Source organism: Leucobacter sp. MMO-125, from assembly GCF_037148395.1.
Classification (GTDB): Bacteria; Actinomycetota; Actinomycetes; order Actinomycetales; family Microbacteriaceae; genus Leucobacter.
In genome coordinates this window covers 325,424-345,389 of record NZ_JBBCTL010000002.1, presented here as the reverse complement: position 1 = coordinate 345,389, position 19,966 = coordinate 325,424, and the positions used below count along the sequence as shown (strand labels likewise).

Annotated in this window: 15 protein-coding genes and 1 tRNA gene; 10 read left to right on the top strand and 6 right to left on the bottom strand. The window is 68.6% G+C overall.

What is annotated here, in order from left to right; translation table 11 throughout:
• Positions 1-96 precede the first annotated feature (96 nt).
• Positions 97-1,284, bottom strand: coding sequence for a multidrug effflux MFS transporter (locus WFI54_RS06295; RefSeq protein WP_336651941.1), 1,188 nt, complete (start codon positions 1,282-1,284; stop codon positions 97-99).
• Positions 1,285-1,495: 211 nt separating this feature from the next.
• On the opposite strand from WFI54_RS06295, the gene hutU reads away from it, so the two are divergent.
• Positions 1,496-3,223: a urocanate hydratase gene (gene hutU, locus WFI54_RS06290; protein ID WP_336651940.1), complete on the top strand. Its 1,728-nt coding sequence runs from the start codon at positions 1,496-1,498 to the stop codon at positions 3,221-3,223.
• A gap of 49 nt (positions 3,224-3,272) precedes the next feature.
• The gene (hutI, locus tag WFI54_RS06285; RefSeq protein WP_336651939.1) at positions 3,273-4,514 is read left to right on the top strand and encodes an imidazolonepropionase; all 1,242 of its coding nucleotides are present in this window, start codon (positions 3,273-3,275) and stop codon (positions 4,512-4,514) included.
• 24 nt (positions 4,515-4,538) lie between these two features.
• Here the strand turns inward: hutI and WFI54_RS06280 are convergent, their stop codons facing one another.
• Together WFI54_RS06280 and hutH are read right to left on the bottom strand one after the other, a co-directional pair.
• Positions 4,539-5,321, bottom strand: a complete 783-nt coding sequence (locus WFI54_RS06280) for an IclR family transcriptional regulator (protein WP_336651938.1) — start codon at positions 5,319-5,321, stop codon at positions 4,539-4,541.
• A gap of 59 nt (positions 5,322-5,380) precedes the next feature.
• A complete protein-coding gene (hutH, locus tag WFI54_RS06275; protein ID WP_336651937.1) occupies positions 5,381-6,964 on the bottom strand; it encodes a histidine ammonia-lyase in 1,584 nt (527 codons plus the stop codon).
• Positions 6,965-7,130: 166 nt separating this feature from the next.
• Here hutH and WFI54_RS06270 point away from each other — a divergent pair, with 166 nt between their 5' ends.
• From WFI54_RS06270 to WFI54_RS06255, 4 genes are all read left to right on the top strand, one after another.
• Positions 7,131-8,090 carry an arginase family protein gene (locus WFI54_RS06270; protein ID WP_336651936.1) on the top strand — a complete coding sequence of 320 codons (960 nt, stop codon included), beginning with the start codon at positions 7,131-7,133 and terminating at the stop codon, positions 8,088-8,090.
• Between the two features lie 57 nt (positions 8,091-8,147).
• Positions 8,148-9,632: an amino acid permease gene (locus WFI54_RS06265; protein WP_336651935.1), complete on the top strand. Its 1,485-nt coding sequence runs from the start codon at positions 8,148-8,150 to the stop codon at positions 9,630-9,632.
• A gap of 73 nt (positions 9,633-9,705) precedes the next feature.
• Positions 9,706-11,610, top strand: a complete 1,905-nt coding sequence (typA, locus tag WFI54_RS06260) for a translational GTPase TypA (protein ID WP_336651934.1) — start codon at positions 9,706-9,708, stop codon at positions 11,608-11,610.
• A gap of 395 nt (positions 11,611-12,005) precedes the next feature.
• Positions 12,006-12,368, top strand: a complete 363-nt coding sequence (locus tag WFI54_RS06255) for a GntR family transcriptional regulator (protein WP_336651933.1) — start codon at positions 12,006-12,008, stop codon at positions 12,366-12,368.
• 27 nt (positions 12,369-12,395) lie between these two features.
• Here WFI54_RS06255 and WFI54_RS06250 read toward each other — a convergent pair whose 3' ends face one another.
• A complete protein-coding gene (locus tag WFI54_RS06250; protein WP_336651932.1) occupies positions 12,396-14,051 on the bottom strand; it encodes an amidohydrolase in 1,656 nt (551 codons plus the stop codon).
• A gap of 113 nt (positions 14,052-14,164) precedes the next feature.
• Here WFI54_RS06250 and WFI54_RS06245 point away from each other — a divergent pair.
• The 3 genes from WFI54_RS06245 (at position 14,165) to WFI54_RS06235 (ending at position 15,964) form a co-directional block, all read left to right on the top strand.
• Positions 14,165-14,241, top strand: a tRNA-Pro gene (locus tag WFI54_RS06245).
• Positions 14,242-14,405: 164 nt separating this feature from the next.
• Positions 14,406-15,233 carry an ABC transporter ATP-binding protein gene (locus WFI54_RS06240; RefSeq protein WP_336651931.1) on the top strand — a complete coding sequence of 276 codons (828 nt, stop codon included), beginning with the start codon at positions 14,406-14,408 and terminating at the stop codon, positions 15,231-15,233.
• Positions 15,230-15,964 (top strand): ABC transporter permease, encoded by a 735-nt coding sequence (locus tag WFI54_RS06235; RefSeq protein WP_336651930.1) that lies wholly within the window; start codon positions 15,230-15,232, stop codon positions 15,962-15,964. The genes WFI54_RS06240 and WFI54_RS06235 overlap by 4 nt, the downstream gene beginning before the upstream one ends.
• 68 nt (positions 15,965-16,032) lie before the next feature.
• Here the strand turns inward: WFI54_RS06235 and WFI54_RS06230 are convergent, their stop codons facing one another.
• Positions 16,033-16,677, bottom strand: a complete 645-nt coding sequence (locus WFI54_RS06230) for a dihydrofolate reductase family protein (RefSeq protein ID WP_336651929.1) — start codon at positions 16,675-16,677, stop codon at positions 16,033-16,035.
• Positions 16,678-16,888: 211 nt separating this feature from the next.
• On the bottom strand, positions 16,889-17,359 hold the full coding sequence (locus WFI54_RS06225) for an Hsp20/alpha crystallin family protein (protein WP_336651928.1): 471 nt from the start codon (positions 17,357-17,359) through the stop codon (positions 16,889-16,891).
• Positions 17,360-17,592: 233 nt separating this feature from the next.
• On the opposite strand from WFI54_RS06225, the gene WFI54_RS06220 reads away from it, so the two are divergent.
• Positions 17,593-19,884 carry a bifunctional alpha,alpha-trehalose-phosphate synthase (UDP-forming)/trehalose-phosphatase gene (locus WFI54_RS06220; RefSeq protein WP_336651927.1) on the top strand — a complete coding sequence of 764 codons (2,292 nt, stop codon included), beginning with the start codon at positions 17,593-17,595 and terminating at the stop codon, positions 19,882-19,884.
• Positions 19,885-19,966 lie beyond the last annotated feature (82 nt).

Sequence of the window (19,966 nt, the reverse complement as noted above, 5' to 3'; positions counted from 1 at the left end):
CGCAGACCGGAGGGGTGGATCAGCTGATGCTGATCCGCCCCTCCGGCGTTTCTGCCCCGCGTAGCAGGTGTGTGGGCGTGCGGATCGGGTGCGCGCTCAGGCGCCGCGACGGTAGAGGAGCGCGCCGATGCCCCCGAGGGTCGTGGCGGTGAGCACGAACAACGACATCGGCAGGGCGGTGTGCTCGCCCCAAGCGCCGACGAGGGGCGACGCGAGGCCGCCGACGGCGAACTGGCTGGCCCCGAGCAGCGCGGAGCCCGCTCCTCGCGAGGTCTCGGCGAGGCTGAGGGCGAGAGCGCTCGCGTTCGACATGATGAGCCCGGTGCCGCCGGTGAGGGCAAAGGCGCAGACGATGAAGAGCGGGGGTGAGAGCGCGTCGGTGAGTGCGGCGGTGGTGAGCGTTGCGCCGGCGGCGAGGGAGAGGCCGCTGCCGATGAGCAGCATGCGTGTGGCGGGCACGGTTCCTGCGAGTCTGGCGTTGGTGAGGTTCGCGAGGATCATCGCGAAGGCGCCAGCTGCGAAGGCGAGTGAGTACAGCAGAGGCGGCATGCCGAGCACCGCTTGACCCACGAAGGGTGAGGCGGAAATGTAGGCCATCATGCTGCCGAAGCCCAGGCCGAAGACGCAGCTGAGCAGCAGAAAGCGGCGGTTTGCGAGCAGCTTGCCGAAGTCTCGCAGCGCGGTGCGCACACCTGAAGATGTGCGGTGCTCGCGGGGGAGCGACTCGGGCACGAGAATCAGCGCGAGTGCGAACATGGCGGTGGCGATGGCTGCGAGCGTTGCGAGCACGGCGCGCCAGTCGCCGAGGGTGAGGATCGCACCGCCCACAGGAGGGGCGAGCAGCGGGCCAAGCCCGACGAACATCGCGATGAGGCTGATGGCGCGGATCGCGTCGGCACCCTGGCTGAGATCGACGGCGATCGCGCGGGAGACGACGACCCCGGCAGAGCCCGAAATGCCCTGCACGGCGCGGAGCGCGACGAAGACGGCGATGTTGGGAGCGAACACCATCGCGATGCTCGATGCGGCGAAGACGGCGAGTGCGATCACGAGCACGGGGCGGCGGCCGCACTGGTCGGAGAGCGGGCCGAGCAGGAGCTGGCCGAGGCCCATGCCGATGAGGAACGCGGTGAGGGTGAGCTGCACAGACGAGGGCGCAGCGCCGAGGTCGGCAGCGATTGACGTGAACGACGCGAGGTACATGTCGGTCGCGAAGGGGCCGACGGCGGCGAGGAACGACAGTACGGCGAGCAGTCCGGGGGAGAGACGATCGCGCGCGAACATCTCCCGATCATATACGATCTGCGGCTCGGGGTGCGGGGCGTGAGCGCGACTGGGCAGGGCGCTCGCGCGCGCGGAGGGGCGAAGCGCCCGATCCGCCATGTCCGTAATACCAGACAGAGGCACTGTGAACCGCGTTGTCGCGGGCCGCGCAGCGCGCTGGAATAGGGGAAGACCAGCGGATCGCTCCGCGACCCCCACGAAAGGACCACTCATGGCTCTTCCCGGCGCCCGCCCCGTCCGTGCCCCTCGCGGCTCCGAGATCTCCACGAAGAGCTGGCAGACCGAGGCCCCGCTCCGCATGCTCATGAACAACCTCGACCCCGAGGTTGCCGAGCGCCCTGACGATCTCGTCGTCTACGGCGGCACCGGCCGCGCCGCCCGCAGCTGGGAGGCCTACGACGCAATCGTCGACACTCTGCGCGACCTCGAAGAGGACGAGACGCTGCTCGTGCAATCGGGCAAGCCCGTCGGAGTGTTCCGCACGAACAAGTGGGCGCCCCGCGTGCTCATCGCCAACTCGAACCTCGTGGGCGACTGGGCGACGTGGCCCGAGTTCCGCAAGCTCGAGGCCGAGGGCCTGATGATGTACGGCCAGATGACCGCGGGCTCGTGGATCTACATCGGCACCCAGGGCATCCTGCAGGGCACCTACGAGACCTTCGCCGCTGCCGGCCGCAAACTGCAGGGCCAGGGGTGCATCGAGACCGTCGAGGGCAAGGGCTCGCTCGCCGGCACCATCACCCTCACCGGCGGCTGCGGCGGCATGGGCGGCGCGCAGCCCCTCGCCGTCACCCTGAACGACGGCGCCTGCCTCATCGTCGACGTCGACAAGACCCGCCTCGACCGCCGCGCCGGCAAGCGCTACCTCGACGAGGTCGTCGAAGACCTCGACGAGGCGCTCGCCAAGGTGCAGCAGGCGAAAGCCGAGCAGCGCGGCTGGTCGGTCGGCCTCGTCGGCAACGCCGCAGAGGTGTTCCCCGAGATTCTGCGCCGCCACCAGGCCGGCGAGGTCTCCATTGACCTCGTCACCGACCAGACCAGCGCCCACGATCCGCTGTCGTACCTGCCCATCGGCTACCGGGTCGAGGAACGCCTGCAGCGCGCCGAAGCCGACCCCGAGCAGTTCACGAAGGACGCGCAGGTGTCAATGGCCGCGCACGTGCAGGCCATGGTCGAGTTCCAGGATGCCGGCGCCGAGGTGTTCGACTACGGCAACTCGATCCGCGACGAGGCGCGCAAGGGCGGCTACGACCGCGCCTTCGAGTTCCCCGGCTTCGTGCCGGCCTACATCCGCCCGCTCTTCTGCGAAGGGCTCGGCCCATTCCGCTGGGCGGCGCTCTCGGGTGACCCTGAAGACATTCGCGTCACCGACGCGGCGCTCAAAGAGCTCTTCCCCGACAACACGCACCTGCACCACTGGCTCGACGCCGCCGCTGAGCGTGTCGAGTTCGAGGGGCTGCCCGCCCGCATCTGCTGGCTCGGATACGGCGAGCGGCACCAGGCCGGCCTGCTCTTCAACAGGCTCGTCGCCGAGGGCAAGGTGAGCGCCCCGATCGTGATCGGCCGCGACCACCTCGACTCGGGATCGGTTGCATCGCCCTACCGCGAGACCGAAGCCATGGCCGATGGCTCAGACGCGATCGCCGACTGGCCTCTGCTCAACGCGCTCACCGCGACCTCATCCGGCGCGACCTGGGTGTCAATTCACCACGGCGGCGGGGTGGGCATCGGCCGCTCCATCCACACCGGTCAGGTCTCGGTGGCCGACGGCACCGAACTCGCGGCTGAGAAGCTGGAGCGTCTGCTCACCAACGATCCAGGGATGGGTGTCATCCGCCACGTCGACGCGGGCTACGAGCGAGCGGCCGAGGTTGCGGAGGAGCGCGGGGTGCGGATCCCCGTCGCGCCGACCGTGCGCAACACCGAGCGGGCCTGGTAGCAGGGGGCCGGGCGCGGCGATCCGCCACCAACAATGAGAGAGTGAAGCCATGAGCGAAGCACACGCATCAGCCGCGACAACCCTGCTGATCGACAACATCGGCGAGCTGACCACCAACGACCCCGGCCTCGGCGACGGGGTGGGTGGGCGTGTGCGCGACGCCGCCGTGGTGATCGAGGGCGGGCGGATCGCGTGGCTCGGCCCGGCTGCTGCGGCGCCCGCCGCTGACGAGCGCGTCGACGCTGCCGGGCGGGCGGTGCTTCCAGGTTGGGTCGACTCGCACAGCCACATGGTCTTCGCGGGGGATCGCACCGCCGAGTTCGAGGCGCGCATGGCCGGTGAAGCGTATGCCGCGGGCGGCATCAACGTGACGGTCGAAGCGACCCGCGCCGCAAACGAGGCAGCGCTCGCCCAGAATCTTGCCCGCCTCGTGGCCGAGGCTCGCCGCGGCGGCACCACCGTGCTGGAGACGAAAACCGGCTACGGCCTCACCGTCGCAGACGAGGTACGTGCCGCACGGGTCGCCGGCGAGCAGGTCGACGCCGTCACATTCCTGGGGGCGCATGTGGTGCCGGCCGGGCAGGATCCGCTCTCTTATCTCGACCTCGTCACCGGGCCGATGCTCGAGGCCGTAGCCCCGTATGTGAGCGCCGTCGACGTGTTCTGCGAGACCGGCGCCTTCAACGAAGCCGCCACGCGGCGCGTGCTCGACAGCGCCCGCGAGGCGGGCCTCGCCACCCGCGTGCACGGCAACCAGCTGGGGCACGGCCCCGGTGCGCAGCTTGCTGTGGAGTACGGTTCGCTCAGCGTCGACCATCTCGGCTTCCTGACCGACGACGACATCTCAGCGCTCGCAAGCTCATGGGCCGATGGTCGCGGCACCGTGGCGACCGTGCTGCCCGCCTGCGATCTCTCCACGCGCATGCCGCTCGCCCCCGCCCGTACGCTGCTCGACGCCGGCGCCGTGCTCGCGATCGCTTCGAACTGCAACCCCGGCACTTCGTACACGAGCTCGATGGGCTTCTGCGTGGCGACCGCAGTGCTGCAGATGGGTCTCACGATCCAGGAGGCCGTGCGTGCAGCCACCCTCGGCGGTGCCATCGCGCTCGACATGCACGAAGACGGCTGGCGTGATCCGCGAGGCACAGCCCAGGCCCGCGTCGGCACCATCGCACCCGGCGCCCGCGCTGACCTACAGCTGCTCGACGCGCCCTCGGTGACGCACCTCGCCTACCGGCCGGGCATGCCCCTCACCGCCGCAGTCTGGCGCGCGGGCGTGCGCGAGGTTTAGGGCGATTCGCGCCCCGGGTGCCTGCTACTTCGCGGTGCTTCGACCGTAGATGCGGTTCGAAAGCACCTCGGCAGCGCCCCGCACCTCGGCTGCGAGTTCGGGGAGGCGGTCTTCGGGCACGCGCTCGTCGGGGAACGTCACCGCGATGGCTGCGACAGGCCAGCCCCGGTGGTCGAGCACGGGCACGCCCACGGAAGTGAGGCCGGAGGTGACCGATCCGCGCTCCAGGGCGAAGCCCCGCGTCACCGTCTCATCGAGCACCGCGCGCAGGCGAGAATAGCGGTCGATGCCGTCGCCGGACTCGTGCCGATGCACGAAGGCGCGCTGATCGGGAAAGAGTGCGCGGGCCTGTGCTTTCGGCAGCGCCGCCAGCACGGCGCGGCCGCTGGCCGTGAGATGCATCGGGAGACGCACGTCGACGTCGGTGATGAGCGGCGGAGCGCCAGGCGCGCGCTCCTCGATCACGTAGAGCACGTCTCGCCCATGAGGCACCGCAAGGTGCCCGCTCATCCGAACCCTGTCGACGAGGGCGGCGATGAGCGGGCGACCGATGCGTGCGAGCGGTTCCTGGCGCTCGTAGGCCGAGCTGAGCGCCACGGCGGCGAGCCCGAGCCCGTAGCGCTTTTCCTCGGGCAGGTGCATGACGAAGTCGTGCTCTTGCAGCGTCGCGAGCAGGTGGTAGACGGTCGACCGCGGAATGCCGAGCTGGGCGGCGATCATCGTGGCGGGCATGGGCCCGCGCGATGCCGCCAGCAGGCTCAGGATGCGCAGCGTGTGATCCGCCGCGGGAACCTTCGGAGTGGCCATGCTTCGCAGCCTACCTTTCCGGTCTCGCGCGGGTGCCGCGACGCTGCAGCGAGAGACGCTCAGGCGAGCGGTGCGCCCAGCTGCGCTTCGACGACGTCGAGCACGCTTCCCGTTGCCACCAGCTCATGAGCTGCGGCGATGCTCGGCGACAGGAACTCGTCGGTGTCGGGAGCCGGGATGCGCGTGCGGAAGAGCGCGTGCACGGCAGCCGTCGATGCTGCGGGGGAGCCCGCCTCGGGATCTTGCGCGCGGAAGTCGAGTGCCCGGGTGGATGCGAGCAGTTCAATGGCGAGCACCCGCGACAGACCATCGATCGCGCGACGCAGCTTGCGGCCGGCATGCCAGCCCATCGAGACGTGGTCCTCCTGCATCGCCGACGACGGAATCGAGTCGACCGAGGCCGGCGCGGCGAGGCGCTTCAATTCTGAGACGATGCCGGCGGCGGTGTACTGCGCGATCATCAGGCCCGAGTCGAGGCCGGCGTCGGCGGCGAGGAAGGGCGGCAGCCCGTGATTCCGGGACACGTCGAGGAAGCGGTCGGTGCGTCGCTCGCTGATGGATGCCAGGTCGGCGACCGCGATGGCGAGGAAGTCGAGCACGTAGGCGACGGGTGCCCCGTGGAAGTTGCCGTTCGATTCGACGCGGCCGTCGAGCGTGACAACGGGGTTGTCGACAGCGGATCGCAGCTCGATGGCCGCGACGCGGGCAGCGTGGTCGGCGGTGTCGCGCGCCGCGCCGTGAACCTGCGGTGAGCAGCGCAGCGAGTAGGCGTCTTGCACGCGGGTGAACTCGCCCTCGCGGGGGCGCTGGATCAGATTCGAACCGGCGAGCACTGCGCGCATGTTTGCTGCGGCTGCGGCCTGGCCAGGGTGCGGACGCAGGGCCTGCAGGTCTGCTGCGAACACAGCATCGGTGCCGGTGAGTGCTTCGACGCTTGCGGCGGCGGCGACGTCGGCGGTGTGCAGCAGCGTGGTGAGATCGTGGAGTGCGAGGCAGAGCATGCCGAGCATGCCGTCGGTGCCGTTGATAAGGGCGAGGCCCTCTTTCTCGGCGAGCACGAGCGGTGCGATACCGGCGGTGGCGAGGGCCTCTGCGGCGGGGATCGGGGCCTGGTGCGGATCTTGCCCGATCCGCACGAATCCTTCACCCATGAGGGTGAGTGCGCAGTGGGCGAGTGGGCTGAGGTCGCCCGAGCAACCGAGCGAGCCGTACTCGTGCACCACAGGGGTGATGCCGGCGTTGAGGATCGCGACGTAGCTCTCGACGACCTCGGGCCGCACGCCCGTGCGACCCGACGCGAGGGTGTTGATGCGCAGCAGCATGAGGGCACGCACCACTTCGCGTTCGACTTCGGGGCCGGTGCCTGCGGCGTGTGAACGGATGAGGCTGCGCTGCAGCTGCTGCCGCTTCTCGACGGGGATCTGCACCTTCGCGAGGGCTCCAAAGCCTGTTGAGACGCCGTAGTGCGGGCGGGTGTCACCGGCGAGGTCTTCGATAATGCGGCGGCTTTCGGCGACGCGGGCCAGGACGGCGGCGGGGATCTCGACCCGTGCGTTGTGGCGGGCGACCGAGACGACATCGCCGACGGAGAGGGGAGCGTCGCCGAGGATGACGGAGGTGGCTGCTGGTGCGTTCGCGTTCATGGATTCGATCTCATCGCACGCGGCGGCTCGGGTCCAGAGCTTTCCCCCTTCGCCTGTCTGAAACCCCAGACACTCGATCCGCTCACCATCTCGGATCTGGAATCACAGACAGCAGCAGTATGTCGGGGAGGAGACTTCGGCACCCGCAGCTGTTAGCTTCGCAGGCATGAGCCACGCAACGCCCGCCCGCCCAGCCCTCTCGCACGACCCTTCCTGGCCCCGCACAGGCGGCTGGTCGGCACCCGACGGCACCCCCGCCGACCTCGTGCTCGTTGGCATCCCCACCTCGCAGACCTCGCTCTCCCCGACGAACGCCCACGAGACACCCGCCGCGGTGCGTGACGCCCTGCGACGCTACTCCAGCCACGTCGTCGCCGAGGGTGCACCCGACGCACGCGGCGACGAAGCCGAACTGGTGCTCGACGAAGCGCTGCGCATCATCGACGCCGGCGACCTCGCAGACCCCGACACCGAAGAAGGCGAGCGGCTGGCAGCCGAGCGAGTGCGACGGCTCTCAGAAACCGCGCAGCTGCTCGTCGCCCTGGGCGGCGACAACGCCCTCACCGTGCCGGCCGCGCTCGGCGTCGCGGGGGCCGATCTGGCAACCGCCGGTCTCATCACACTCGACGCCCATCACGACCTGCGCGACGGTCGCAGCAACGGCTCCCCGGTGCGGCGCCTCGTCGAGCTCGGCCTCGACCCCAGCCGCATCGTGCAGATCGGCATCGCCGACTTCGCGAACTCCCGCGCCTACCGCCAGCGCGCGAAGGAGCTTGGCATCACGGTGATCCACCGCAGCGAACTGCGCACCCGCAGCCTCGCTGAGATCGTGGGTGAGGCGCTCGCCGTCGCGGGTGCCGCAGGCGGGCCGATCCACGTCGACCTCGATGTTGATGTGTGCGACCGTTCCGTGGCACCGGGCTGCCCCGCTTCCATTCCCGGCGGTATCACCGCCGACGAGCTGCGGCTCGCAACGAGGCTGCTCGCCGCCGACCCCCGGGTTCGCGGCATCGACATCGCCGAGGTCGATGCGACGGCCGACGCCCCCGACGGGCGCACGGTGCGGCTTGCGGCGCTGCTCGTGCTCGAAGCCGCCGCTGGGCTCGCCGAACGGCTTGGCCGGTAGTCTCGACCCTCGGAGGCCGCACCCCGTGGCCACGGCAGGCCACGAAGGGACACGGTGATGAGCGCGAACACCAGCCTCGGTGACTCGGCCGCGGGCCCCGCAGCCGGTGCCGGTGGCCTCCGCCGTGGCCTCACCGCCCGTCACATCCGCTTCATGGCGCTCGGCTCGGCGATCGGCACAGGCCTCTTCATGGGCTCATCCGGAGCCATCCAAACCGCGGGGCCGGCGGTGCTGCTCGCCTATGTGATCGGCGGCGCGGCAGTGTTCATGGTGATGCGCGCGCTCGGCGAAATGGTGGTGCGGCACCCCGTGTCCGGCTCCTTCGGCCAGTACGCGTCGCGCTACATCCACCCCTTCGCCGGCTTCCTCGTGGGCTGGAGCTTCGCCTTCGAAATGTTTCTGGTGGCCGTGTTCGACGCGACCGCGATCGGCCTCTACATGCGCTTCTGGTTTCCCGAGGTGTCGCAGTGGGTGTGGGTGCTCGCGGTGGTCTGCTGTATCGCGGCGATCAACCTCGTCGGCGTGAAAGTGTTTGGCGAACTGGAATTCTGGTTCGCGCTCATCAAGATCGCGGCCATCATCGTGCTCATTGCGGTGGGTGTCGGTGTGATTCTCTTCGGCTTCGGGGTGGCGGATCACGATCGCATGGGCGTGCACAACCTGGTGGATCACGGGGGCTTCATGCCCCACGGCGCCTGGGGCCTGCTCGCCTCCTTCACCATTGTGATGTTCGCCTTCGGCGGGATCGAGATTATCGGCGTCACGGCGGGTGAGGCCCAAAACCCGAAGCGGGTGCTGCCGAAAGCGATTAACTCGGTGCCGATCCGCATTCTGCTCTTCTACGTGCTCACGCTCGGTGTGATCATGTGCATTCAACCGTGGACCGAGATCACGGGGGAGACGAGCCCGTTCGTCTCCCTCTTCGAATCGCTCGGATTCCGATCCGCCGCCGCAGTCTTCAACATCGTGCTCATCACCGCCGCGCTCTCCGCGATGAACGCCGACATCTTCGGAGCGGGGCGCATGCTCCACGGGCTTGCCGAGCAAGGTCAGGCACCGCGCGCCTTCACCCGCACGACGCGAGCCGGGGTGCCGATCCTGACCGTCATTACGATGATCGTCGGCCTGCTCATCGGGGTGGTGCTCAACTTCCTCTACCCCGACCAGGTGCTCTTTCTACTCGGCGCGCTCGCCACCTTTGCGACAGTGCTGGTGTGGCTGGTGATCCTCATCGCCCACATTCGCATGAAGGCCGAGATCCGCCGCGACCACCGCCTGCCGAGCGAGTTCCCGGTGCCGCTGTGGCCCGTGGCTTCCTGGCTCACCGTGGGGTTCATCGTCCTCGTCATCGTGATGGTGGGCATTGTGCCTGAGTCGCGGCCCGCGCTCGTGGTAGGGCTCGTCTGGGTGGCGCTCCTCGGCGCCTGCTACCTGCTCTTCGTGCGCGGCGAAGGGCGCAAAGCCTACCCGCTGGTCGACACCACCCTGCCGATTGAGGTCGCAGACCGCTGGGGTGCGCGGCGTTCGCGTGCGGGCGAGTAAGTCACCCGTGCGGTTCGCAGTCTCGCCATGTAACATAGAACGTTCGCTGTTTCACGTTCGTTAGGAACCATCTATGGCTCTCGCCACTCGCGAAGACCTCCGTAACGTCGCCATCGTCGCACACGTCGACCACGGCAAGACCACCCTCGTCGACGCCATGCTGCGTCAGACCAACTCGTTCGACGCCCACGCCGAGGTCGACGACCGAGTCATGGACTCCAATGACCTCGAGCGCGAGAAGGGCATCACCATTCTCGCGAAGAACACCGCGATCACCTATGAGGGCGCTCACGCGAAGAATGGCCCCATCGTCATCAACGTGGTCGACACCCCCGGTCACGCCGACTTCGGTGGCGAGGTCGAGCGCGCGCTCTCGATGGTTGACGGCGTTGTGCTGCTCGTCGACGCATCCGAGGGCCCGCTGCCGCAGACCCGCTTCGTGCTGCGCAAGGCGCTCGAAGCGCACCTGCCCGTGATCCTCGCGGTCAACAAGACCGACCGCCCCGACGCGCGCATCGAAGAGGTCGAGAGCGAAGCGCAGGATCTGCTGCTCGGTCTCGCATCCGACCTCTCCGAGGATCACCCCGATATCGACGTTGACGCCGTGCTCGACGTGCCCACCGTCTACCTCTCCGGCCGTGCCGGTGCGGCAAGCCACAACCGTCCCGCAGACGGTGCGCTGCCCGACAACCCCGACCTCGAGCCCCTCTTCGAGACCATCCTCGAGCGCGTGCCCGCCCCCGTCTTCGACGACGAGCACCCGCTGCAGGCCCACGTCACCAACCTCGACTCCTCGCCGTTCCTCGGTCGTATCGCGCTGCTGCGCATCCACCACGGCTGGATCAAGAAGGGCCAGAACGTGGCCTGGGTTAAGCACGACGGCACTGTGCAGAACGTGCGCATCACCGAGCTCATGCTCACCAAGGCGCTCACCCGCTACCCCGCCGAGCAGGCCGGCCCCGGCGACATCGTCGCGATCGCAGGCATCGAGGACATCACCATCGGTGAGACCATCGCCGACGCAGATGACGTGCGTCCCCTGCCGACCATCACGGTCGACGAGCCCGCTATCTCGATGACCATCGGCGCCAACACCTCGCCGCTCGTGGGCAAGGTCAAGGGTCACAAGCTCACCGCCCGCATGATCAAGGATCGCCTCGACCGAGAGCTCATCGGCAACGTGTCACTGCGCGTCGTCGACACCGGCCGCCCCGATGCGTGGGAGGTGCAGGGACGCGGCGAGCTCGCGCTCGCGATCCTCGTCGAGAACATGCGCCGCGAAGGCTTCGAGCTCACCGTCGGCAAGCCGCAGGTGGTCACCCGCGAGATCGACGGCAAGAAGCACGAGCCCTACGAGCACCTCACGATCGACACCCCCGAAGAGCACCTCGGCGCGATCACCCAGCTGCTCGCGGCGCGCAAGGGCCGCATGGAGAACATGGTGAACAACGGCACCGGCTGGGTGCGCATGGAGTTCATCGTGCCGTCGCGCGGTCTCATCGGCTTCCGCTCGGAGTTCATGACGATCACCCGCGGCACCGGCATCGCGAACGCGATCGCTCACGGCTACGACGAGTGGGCGGGCGTCATCAACACCCGCAACAACGGTTCGATCGTGGCCGACCGTGCGGGCGTGGCAACGCCGTTCTCAATCATCAACCTCCAGGAGCGCATGAGCTTCTTCGTGCAGCCCACCGAAGAGGTCTACGAGGGCATGGTTATCGGTGAGAACTCGCGTTCCGAAGACATGGACGTGAACATCACCAAGGAGAAGAAGCTCACCAACATGCGCTCCTCCACGGCCGACAGCTTCGAGTCAATGACCCCGCCGCGCAAGCTCACTCTCGAAGAGTGCCTCGAGTTCGCTCGCGAAGACGAGTGCGTCGAGGTCACGCCCGAGAACGTGCGCATCCGCAAGGTCGAGCTTGAAGCCTCGCTGCGCGCCCGCGCCGCGTCGCGCATCAAGAACCAGAAGTAGCAGCGCGCTGCTGAGGGCCGCCGCCAGCTCCGTTCGTTCGGGGCTGGCGGCGGCCCTTGGTGTTTCTGGGGCTTCCTTCTCCTGTTCTTCTCGCTCTCTCTCCCTCCCTCCCTCCCTCCTTCCCTCCGTCCCTCCCTCCCTCCCTCCCTCCTCCCTCACCTTCCCCTCCCTCACCTTCCCCTCATCGAGGTCACCCGTGTGGTCGTTTGCGGTGAGCTGAAACGACCACACGGGTGACCTCGATGCAGTGCAGGGGCGCTCCGCTGAGCGCTCTGCGTGGGATTGACGCCGCAGGGTGGCGTCGCTACCGTGTGGGGTGACAGCGCGACGGAGGGAGCGGCCATGGAGCTTGTGATCGGGATCGCCGCGCTGCGGCCCTGTGGGGCGGATCGATCGTGATCGGTGTGCGTATCGACCCTGCGGATCCGCGCCCGCCGTTCGAGCAGTTGCGCGCGCAGCTCATTGAGCGGATCATGACGCGGCAGTTGCCAGAGGGCACGAGGCTGCCATCGGTGCGGCAGTTCGCGGCGGATCTTGCGCTGGCGCCGAACACGGTTGCACGCGCCTACCGCGAGCTCGAAGCCGAGGGGTACCTTGTGACGCGGGGGCGCAACGGCACGACTGTGGCAGCTATTGCGCCTGTCGATGAGGCTGCGCAGTTGCGGGCGGCGGAGCTGGTGGCGGCGTACCTGGAGGGGATGCGGGAGCTCGGGTTCGGATCCGAGGCGATCGTGGGGGAGGTGCGCCGGGCTCTATGACCCGGCGCACAATCCGCTTGGGTGTGTTCAGCGCTGCGGGAACTCTTCGCCTGCGACCACGGTGAGGCGTGGACCGGCGTTGCGCAGCACCTCGGCGCCGTCGGTAAAGGGGTCGATATCGAGCACTGCGAAGTCAGCCCGGCGGCCAGCCGCCAGAACGCCGCGGGTGGTGCTCCAGCCGCACGCTTCTGCGGCACCGCGGGTTGCGGCGATGAGGGCGCGTTCGAGGTCGAGGTGCAGCTCTGGGTGGTTGGCGGGCAGTTCGGGGCGGTGGGGAGAGCGCCGCGTCACCGCGATGAAGAGGTTCGGCAGCGGCGCGTAGGGTGCGGTGGGGGCGTCGGTGCCGAGCGCGATCCTGGCACCTGCGGCGGCGAACTCGGCCCAGGGGTAGCCGCGTTCGACACGCTCGTCTCCGAGCTGGCTGCGCCAGGCGCCCTGCACCGCGGGGTCGGAGTGCACGGGCTGCACGGAGGCGACGGTGCCGGATTGCGCGATGCGTTCGGCGGCGCGGCGGTCGACGTATTCGAGGTGCTCGATGCGGTGCAGCGGCCCATCGGCACCGTTGGTGCGGCGGGCCGACTCGATCATGTCGAGCGCGAGATCAACGGCTGCGTCGCCGATCGCATGCATAGCGACCTGCAGGCCTGCGGCGTCGGCGGCGATGACGATGGGTTCGAGCAGTGCCCGGCTCCACAGCGGGTCGGGGTGTGCGCCGTCGGCGAAGGGCGCCGACATTGCGGCGGTGCCGCTGTCGATGACGCCGTCGATCCACACCTTGATGCCGGCGATGCGCAGCAATGGATCGGTGTCGCCGCGTTCGGAGGCTCGGGCGGCGACGCGGTCGCGGATCCGGATGGCATCTTGCAGCTGCTGTTGCAGCGTCTCGGGGTCGGCGGAGGTTTCGACGCGGAGGTAGCCGGCGACGGGGATCGGCAGCGCGCCGCCCTCCCAGGCTCGTTCGAGCGCCTCGAACTCCGCGCGACGCAGGCCGAGGTCGGCGACCGCGGTGGTGCCTGCCGCGCGGTAGCTTTCGAGGGCGCGCAGCAAGGCATCGTCGCGCACGGTGTCGTCTTCGAGCTGTTCGATACCGCCGCGCATGAGCACGAGGGCCGCGGTTTCGAGCAGCAGGCCTGTCGCGTCTCCGGCGGCGTCGCGCACGATGGTGCCGCCTTCGGGGTCGGGGGTGTTGCGGTCGATGCCGAGCTCGCGCAGCGCTGCGGTGTTGACCCAGCCGGAGTGCAGATCGTTCGATACGAGGTAGACGGGGCGGTCGGTGACGACGGCGTCGATCATGCTGCGATCCGGCTGCGCACCTGCGAGCGGTTCCAGCAGCCAGCTGCGGCCGAGCACGCGCGGGGCGCCGGGCTTCGCGGCGGCGGCTTCCGCGATTCTGCGCTGCATCTCGGTGAGGTCTTGCGCGTCGAGCAGGTCGACCTGCGAGAGCGAGCGGCCGAGGTTGACGAGGTGGCTGTGGGCTTCGATGAAGCCGGGGGTGACGAGCGCGCCGTTCAGTTTGATGACGCGGGTCGTGCCGGGGTGGTGCGCGGCCAGCTGGTCGGCGGCGGCGACGGAACCGGCGAAGCGGATCGCCCCGTCGTGCACCAGCAGGGACTCTGTCCAGGGTTGTGCGTCGTCGGCGGTGAAGATGCGCCCGCCGCGGTAGTGGGTGAGTGAGTGCGACATAGGTCCTTCCCGGTTTCCGTATAGGGTATCGGCTTGCCGGGGTGCCCGAGGGAGCCGCCGATTTTTGCCCTGGCCTGAAACGCGCTAGAGTAAAGCTCGCGTGAAAACGCAATCGGGATGTGGCGCAGCTTGGTAGCGCACGTCGTTCGGGACGACGGGGTCGCAGGTTCAAATCCTGTCATCCCGACCACGAAAGCCGCGGAAACCTCATGGTTTCCGCGGCTTTTTCGGTGGGTGAACTCGACCCGGCCACGGGGAGACTACTCCAACTCACCTGAGCAGGGGCGAGGACTGCGCCCCTGATGCGGCACGGCTGCGGCTCCCACCGCCCCTCCACGCGAGTACGCCGAGCATATGGTGGATCGCAACGACGCTCTGCCCGTGGTTCGAGCCGCGGGTCTGTCGGTTCGGCGCGGCCGGCGCACGGTGCTCGACGGCATCGGCTTCGAGATCCCGCGCGGGCAGGTGACTGGGCTGCTCGGCCCGTCGGGGTGCGGCAAGAGTACGCTGATGCGTTCGATCGTGGGCGTGCAGGCGGGGGTCACCGGCGAGCTGAGCGTGCTCGGTGAGCGGGCGGGGTCGGCGCTGTTGCGTCGCCGCGTCGCCTACGCCACACAGGCCGCGTCGGTGTACGACGATCTCACGGTTGCGCAGAATCTGCGCTATTTCGCCCGCGTGCTCGGGGTTTCCAAGGGCGATGCGGATCGGGCGATCGAGCAGGTGGGTCTCGGCGAGTACGCCGGACATCGTGTAGAAGCGCTGAGCGGTGGGCAGCGCAATCGTGTCTCATTGGCGGCCGCACTGCTCGGGGATCCCGAGCTCGTGGTGCTGGACGAGCCCACTGTGGGCTTGGATCCGGTGCTGCGGGTGGAACTGTGGGGGCTCTTCCGGGAGCTCGCGAGCACGGGCACCACGCTGCTCGTCAGCAGCCATGTCATGGACGAGGCGCTGCGCTGCGACCGCCTGCTGCTGATGCGCGAGGGGCGCATCATCGCCGACACCTCACCTGGGGCCCTGCTTGCGCAGACCGACACCGACGACCCCGAGGCGGCATTCCTCGCGATCATCGCATCGCAGCCGGGCGACGGCACCCACCCGGTCTCGCCCCCGAATCCCACCGATCCGCCTCACCACGGGCGCCACAGCGCCGACAGTGCCGCTGCTTCAGGGGAGGCGCGATGAACCTCTCCCGCAGCTGCTCCACCGCTGGCCGCGTGCTGCGGCAGCTCAGCCACGATCCGCGCTCCATCGCCCTGCTGCTGCTCATGCCGAGCCTGCTCGTGGGCCTCTTCGCATGGCTGTTCGACGCGCAGCCGGGCGCGTTCTCGCGGCTCGGCGGGCCGATGCTGGCGCTGTTCCCCTTCATTCTGATGTTCATCATCACCTCGGTGACCACACTGCGGGAGCGGCGCTCGGGCACCCTCGAACGGCTGATGACCACCCCGCTCGGCAAGGGCGACTTCATCGTGGGGTACGCGCTCGCCTTCGGGCTCGCCGCCACGGTGCAGGCGGTGATCACTGTCGGCTTCGCGGTAATCGTCTGCGGGCTCGAGGTTTCCGGCCCGCTCTGGCAGCTCGGGCTCGTCGCCGTGCTCGACGCGCTGCTCGGCACCGGGCTCGGGCTGCTCGCCAGCGCCTTCGCGCGCACCGAGTTTCAGGCCGTGCAGTTCATGCCGGTGCTCGTGTTCCCGCAGATCCTTCTCGGCGGCCTGCTGATGCCGCGCGATCAGATGCCCGACGCGCTGCACACGATCTCCGACTGGCTGCCCCTCAGCTACGCGATCGACGCGGTGAACGCTGTGACCCGGGGCGACGAGGGCTGGGATCTCGGCCGGCCGCTCATCGTGATCGCCGCGGTGACGCTGGTGGCGCTCGGGCTCGCCGCGCTCACCCTGCGCCGTCGTACGCCGTAGATGAGAGGGGCGGATCGGGCGGTTCGCGCCGCGGCTGTACGTATTCACGCCCGTCGAGCGGCGGCCCTTCAGGCCTCCGCCCGGCGGTTCCACAGCTGATGCGTGAGGCCGCTCGCGCTGGCGACCGTTTCGAGCGTGAAGCGATCCTCGAATCCGGTCACGCCCTCCCACAGGCTCACCCCTCGGCCCAGCGTGATGGGCACGACGATGACGTGCATGAAGTCGACGAGATCGGCGCTCAAAAACTGGCGGATCGTTGTCGGGCCGCCGCCGATCCGCACATCCTGATCACCCGCAGCCTGCTGTGCCTGCCGCAGCGCCTCCTCCGGCCCAGAGTCCATGAAGTGGAAGCTCGTGCCGTTCTCGAACACCATCGGTTCGCGCGGGTGATGGGTGAGGATGAAGCAGGGCGTCTTGAAAGGCGGCTCGTCGCCCCACCAGCCGCGCCAGCCGTCGTCGGGCCACGGCCCCTGCTGCGGGCCGAACTTGCGTCGCCCCATGATCTCGGCACCGATGCCCTGGCCCCACATGCTGAACAGTGCCCGGTCCAGCGTCACCGGCTCCGCAACCCGGTGCACACCCTCGATGACTCGTCCGTCGAACCAGTCGAAGAGGTGACGGGCGCCGCCGATCGGCTCATCGAAGGTGACGTACTCCCCGGCGGAGAACCCGTCGAGCGACACGAACTGATTGTGCACGCGCGTGCGAGTCATGATGCCTCCAGCGGATCGGGCGGGGCCGGCCCCAGCTCGGCTGAGCGGGCGTGACCGCGCACTCGCAGAGTAAATGATTGGGGCCAGTCACGCCACCCCTGACGTTTCTGCTCCTCAAGAGGTTGAAATGATGAGGGCTCCGTGCTTGCTCGAGAGAGCAGGCACGGAGCCCTCGTGCTAAACCGGGTTCGTGACGCAGCGTCTTGTGAGGCTATGAGGAAGAGTTCTCCAGCTGGGCGGGAGACGACTCCGAAGCCTGAATTGTCGAGGTCGCGCCTGCGGTGCTGGTCGACCGAACTTCTACCTTGCGCGGCTTTGCTCGCTCGCTCACCGGGATCGTGACGCAGAGAACGCCGTTGTCGTAGCTGGCGCTGATGCGCTCAGTGTCAATCCCCTGCCCCAGGCTCAGCTGGCGCAAGAAGCTCCCTGCGGTTCGTTCGCGGGTGATCCACTTCACGTGTTCGGCCTCCGGCAACGTGCGCTCGGCGCGGATAGTGAGAAGCTGCCCGTCGACATCGATGTCGACTGAACCGGGATCCATCCCGGGCAGGTCTGCCGTCAGCAAATAGTGGTCACCGTCTCGATAGAGATCCATCGGCATTTGCCGAGGCCCGCGAAGCGGATCGGAGAGGAGTGCATCCGCAATGCGTTCAACGTCGCGGAAGGGGTTGTAGCTGGCCATATTCGCACCTTTCTCTCATCGACTGACTTGTGTGTTGAAGTTGAGCTAATGCGACTCAACTTGTCTTGAGATTAGCACTCGAGCATTGAGAGTGCCAGATAGTTCGCTGATGGCAAACGCCGCGCAAGGTGGGTGCTGGTGGGTGGCATAGCACCGCGCGCTCCCCGCCCGCAACGGGCAGCGGCCAGGGCCTCGCGCTCGGTAGACTGCGGGCAGAGAGTGCAGGGGGTGCCATGACCGAGATGCAGGACATGACGGGCGGGCGCGAGCTCGTTATGGTGTCGAACCGGCTGCCGGTAGACCGGGTAGTCGAGCCCGACGGATCAACCTCGTGGCGCACCTCGCCAGGAGGCCTTGTCACCGCCGTCGCACCCATCGTGGAGCAGCTCGGCTGCCTCTGGGTGGGGTGGGTCGGCGCCGCTGATGAAACCCTTGAACCCTTCGAGATCGGCTCGATGCGGCTCGCACCCGTCGAACTCAGCGAAGACGACGTCGAGCTCTACTACGAGGGCTTCTCGAACGGCACGCTGTGGCCGCTCTACCACGACGTGATCGCCCGCCCCGACTTCCACCGCGTGTGGTGGGACCGCTATCAGCGGGTGAACCAGCGTTTCGCCGAGCGCGTCGCGCAGCACGCTGCGCAGGGCGCCATCGTGTGGGTGCACGACTACCAGCTGCAGCTCGTGCCCGAGATGCTGCGCGAGCTGCGCCCCGACCTCACCATCGCGTTCTTCCTGCACATCCCCTTCCCGCCCAGCCGCCTCTTCGCCCAGCTGCCCTGGCGCAAACGCGTCGTCGAGGGGTTGCTCGGTGCTGACGTGATCGGCTTCCAGCAGGTCACCGACGCGGTGGCCTTCCGCACGACTGCCGAGCGCTTCACCCGCGTGCCCGCCCTCGGCAACACCATCGTCGTGCCCGGCACCGCAGAGCACCATTCCCGCACTGTGCTCGCGCAGGAGTTCCCCATCTCCATCGACGCCGCAGCCTTCGCTGAGGTCGCCGCGCGGCCCGAGGTGCAGGAGCGCGCTCGCCAGATCCGCGCAGAACTCGGCAACCCGAAGACGGTGATGCTCGGCGTCGACAGGCTCGACTACACGAAGGGCATTCGCCACCGGCTGAAAGCTTTCGACGAGCTGCTCAGCGATGGCGAGATCGACGCCGGCGACGTTGTGCTGGTGCAGGTGGCGAGCCCGAGCCGAGAGCGAGTCGACGCTTACCGGCAGCTGCGCGACGAGGTCGAACTCACGGCGGGCCGCATCAACGGCGAGCATGGATCGCTCGGCCACGCCCCCCTCGTCTACCTGCACCGTGGCTACACCCGCGACGAGATGGTGGCGCTCTACCTCGCCGCCGACGTGCTGCTCGTCACCCCCTTGCGCGATGGCATGAACCTCGTCGCCAAAGAGTATGTGGCCTGCCGCACCGACGAGCAGGGCGTGCTTGTGCTGAGCGAGTTCGCGGGTGCCGCCGACGAACTGCGTGACGCGCTGCTCGTCAACCCGCACGACATTGAGGGGCTGAAAGCGGCCGTGGTGCGTGCCGTGCACATGCCCCGCGAAGAGCAGCGCCGCCGTATGCGCTCCTTGCGGCGCACTGTCTACGACAATGATGTGGCCCACTGGGCAACGGGATATCTCGGAGCGGTGCGCGCCGCCGCCGAGGCGCAGCGCCCGAGCCGCACGGGCGAGCGCACGGAGCCGATTCAGGTCAGCACGGCGTTCGTGCCGCGCAGCATCGACGACCGGGTGCGCCGGCTCGCGGCGCTGCCGCAACTCATCGTGGCGAGCGACTTCGACGGCACACTCGCGCCCATCGTGCCCCGGCCACAAGATGCGCGAATGCTGCCCCGCGCACGGCAGGCGCTCGAAGTGCTGCGCAGCGCGCCGGACACCTATGTGGCCGTGCTGACGGGACGCTCGCTGGCAGGCCTCGCCGAGACGGGGCTGCAGAGCGAGGGCTGGATCGTGTCGGGTTCGCACGGCTCTGAGCTGACCGGGCTTGACGTGAGCATTGCGACGGGGGATGCCCCGCTGCTGGGCAGCCCGCTCACTGAGGAAGAGGATGAACGGCTGCAGCGGGTGGTGCGACGATTCGAACGGGTGCTCGGCGGTGAGGCTGGGGTGCGTCTGGAGCGCAAACCGTTCGGGATCGCGGTGCACACGCGGCAGGTGCCCGATGCGCAACAGGCGGAGGAGCTGCTGGCTGCGGCGGTGGAGCTGGGGCTCGCTGCGGAGATGCATGTGCGCGAGGGCAAGCAGGTGCGTGAGTTCTCGGTGCGGGACTCGAATAAGGGGTCGGTGCTGCGCAGCATTCGCGAGGCGCTGCCCGCGGCTCCGGTGTTGTTTCTCGGCGACGACGTCACTGACGAAGATGTGTTCACCTCGCTCGGCCCAGACGATCTCGGCATCAAGGTGGGTGATGGGGCCACCGCGGCGGTGGAGCGGGTGCCCGACCCTGAGACCGCCACGGCGGTGTTGGCCTTGCTCGCTGAGCTGCGCACCGGCGTCGTGATCGGTTCGGAGTAGGTTTGGGGCGGATCGCGGTGCCCGTTGCCGTGCCTAGCGTCTGCGCCCCTGCGAAATCAACCCCTCTGACACGGTTCTCTTC

What these genes read in the sequence shown, in the direction of transcription:
- WFI54_RS06295 (WP_336651941.1), bottom strand. Translation starts at nt 1,284, where the DNA reads ATGTTCGCGCGCGATCGTCTCTCCCCCGGACTGCTCGCCGTACTGTCG.
- hutU (WP_336651940.1), top strand. Translation starts at nt 1,496, where the DNA reads ATGGCTCTTCCCGGCGCCCGCCCCGTCCGTGCCCCTCGCGGCTCCGAG.
- hutI (WP_336651939.1), top strand. Translation starts at nt 3,273, where the DNA reads ATGAGCGAAGCACACGCATCAGCCGCGACAACCCTGCTGATCGACAAC.
- WFI54_RS06280 (WP_336651938.1), bottom strand. Translation starts at nt 5,321, where the DNA reads ATGGCCACTCCGAAGGTTCCCGCGGCGGATCACACGCTGCGCATCCTG.
- hutH (WP_336651937.1), bottom strand. Translation starts at nt 6,964, where the DNA reads ATGAACGCGAACGCACCAGCAGCCACCTCCGTCATCCTCGGCGACGCT.
- WFI54_RS06270 (WP_336651936.1), top strand. Translation starts at nt 7,131, where the DNA reads ATGAGCCACGCAACGCCCGCCCGCCCAGCCCTCTCGCACGACCCTTCC.
- WFI54_RS06265 (WP_336651935.1), top strand. Translation starts at nt 8,148, where the DNA reads ATGAGCGCGAACACCAGCCTCGGTGACTCGGCCGCGGGCCCCGCAGCC.
- typA (WP_336651934.1), top strand. Translation starts at nt 9,706, where the DNA reads ATGGCTCTCGCCACTCGCGAAGACCTCCGTAACGTCGCCATCGTCGCA.
- WFI54_RS06250 (WP_336651932.1), bottom strand. Translation starts at nt 14,051, where the DNA reads ATGTCGCACTCACTCACCCACTACCGCGGCGGGCGCATCTTCACCGCC.
- WFI54_RS06240 (WP_336651931.1), top strand. Translation starts at nt 14,406, where the DNA reads ATGGTGGATCGCAACGACGCTCTGCCCGTGGTTCGAGCCGCGGGTCTG.
- WFI54_RS06235 (WP_336651930.1), top strand. Translation starts at nt 15,230, where the DNA reads ATGAACCTCTCCCGCAGCTGCTCCACCGCTGGCCGCGTGCTGCGGCAG.
- WFI54_RS06230 (WP_336651929.1), bottom strand. Translation starts at nt 16,677, where the DNA reads ATGACTCGCACGCGCGTGCACAATCAGTTCGTGTCGCTCGACGGGTTC.
- WFI54_RS06225 (WP_336651928.1), bottom strand. Translation starts at nt 17,359, where the DNA reads ATGGCCAGCTACAACCCCTTCCGCGACGTTGAACGCATTGCGGATGCA.
- WFI54_RS06220 (WP_336651927.1), top strand. Translation starts at nt 17,593, where the DNA reads ATGACCGAGATGCAGGACATGACGGGCGGGCGCGAGCTCGTTATGGTG.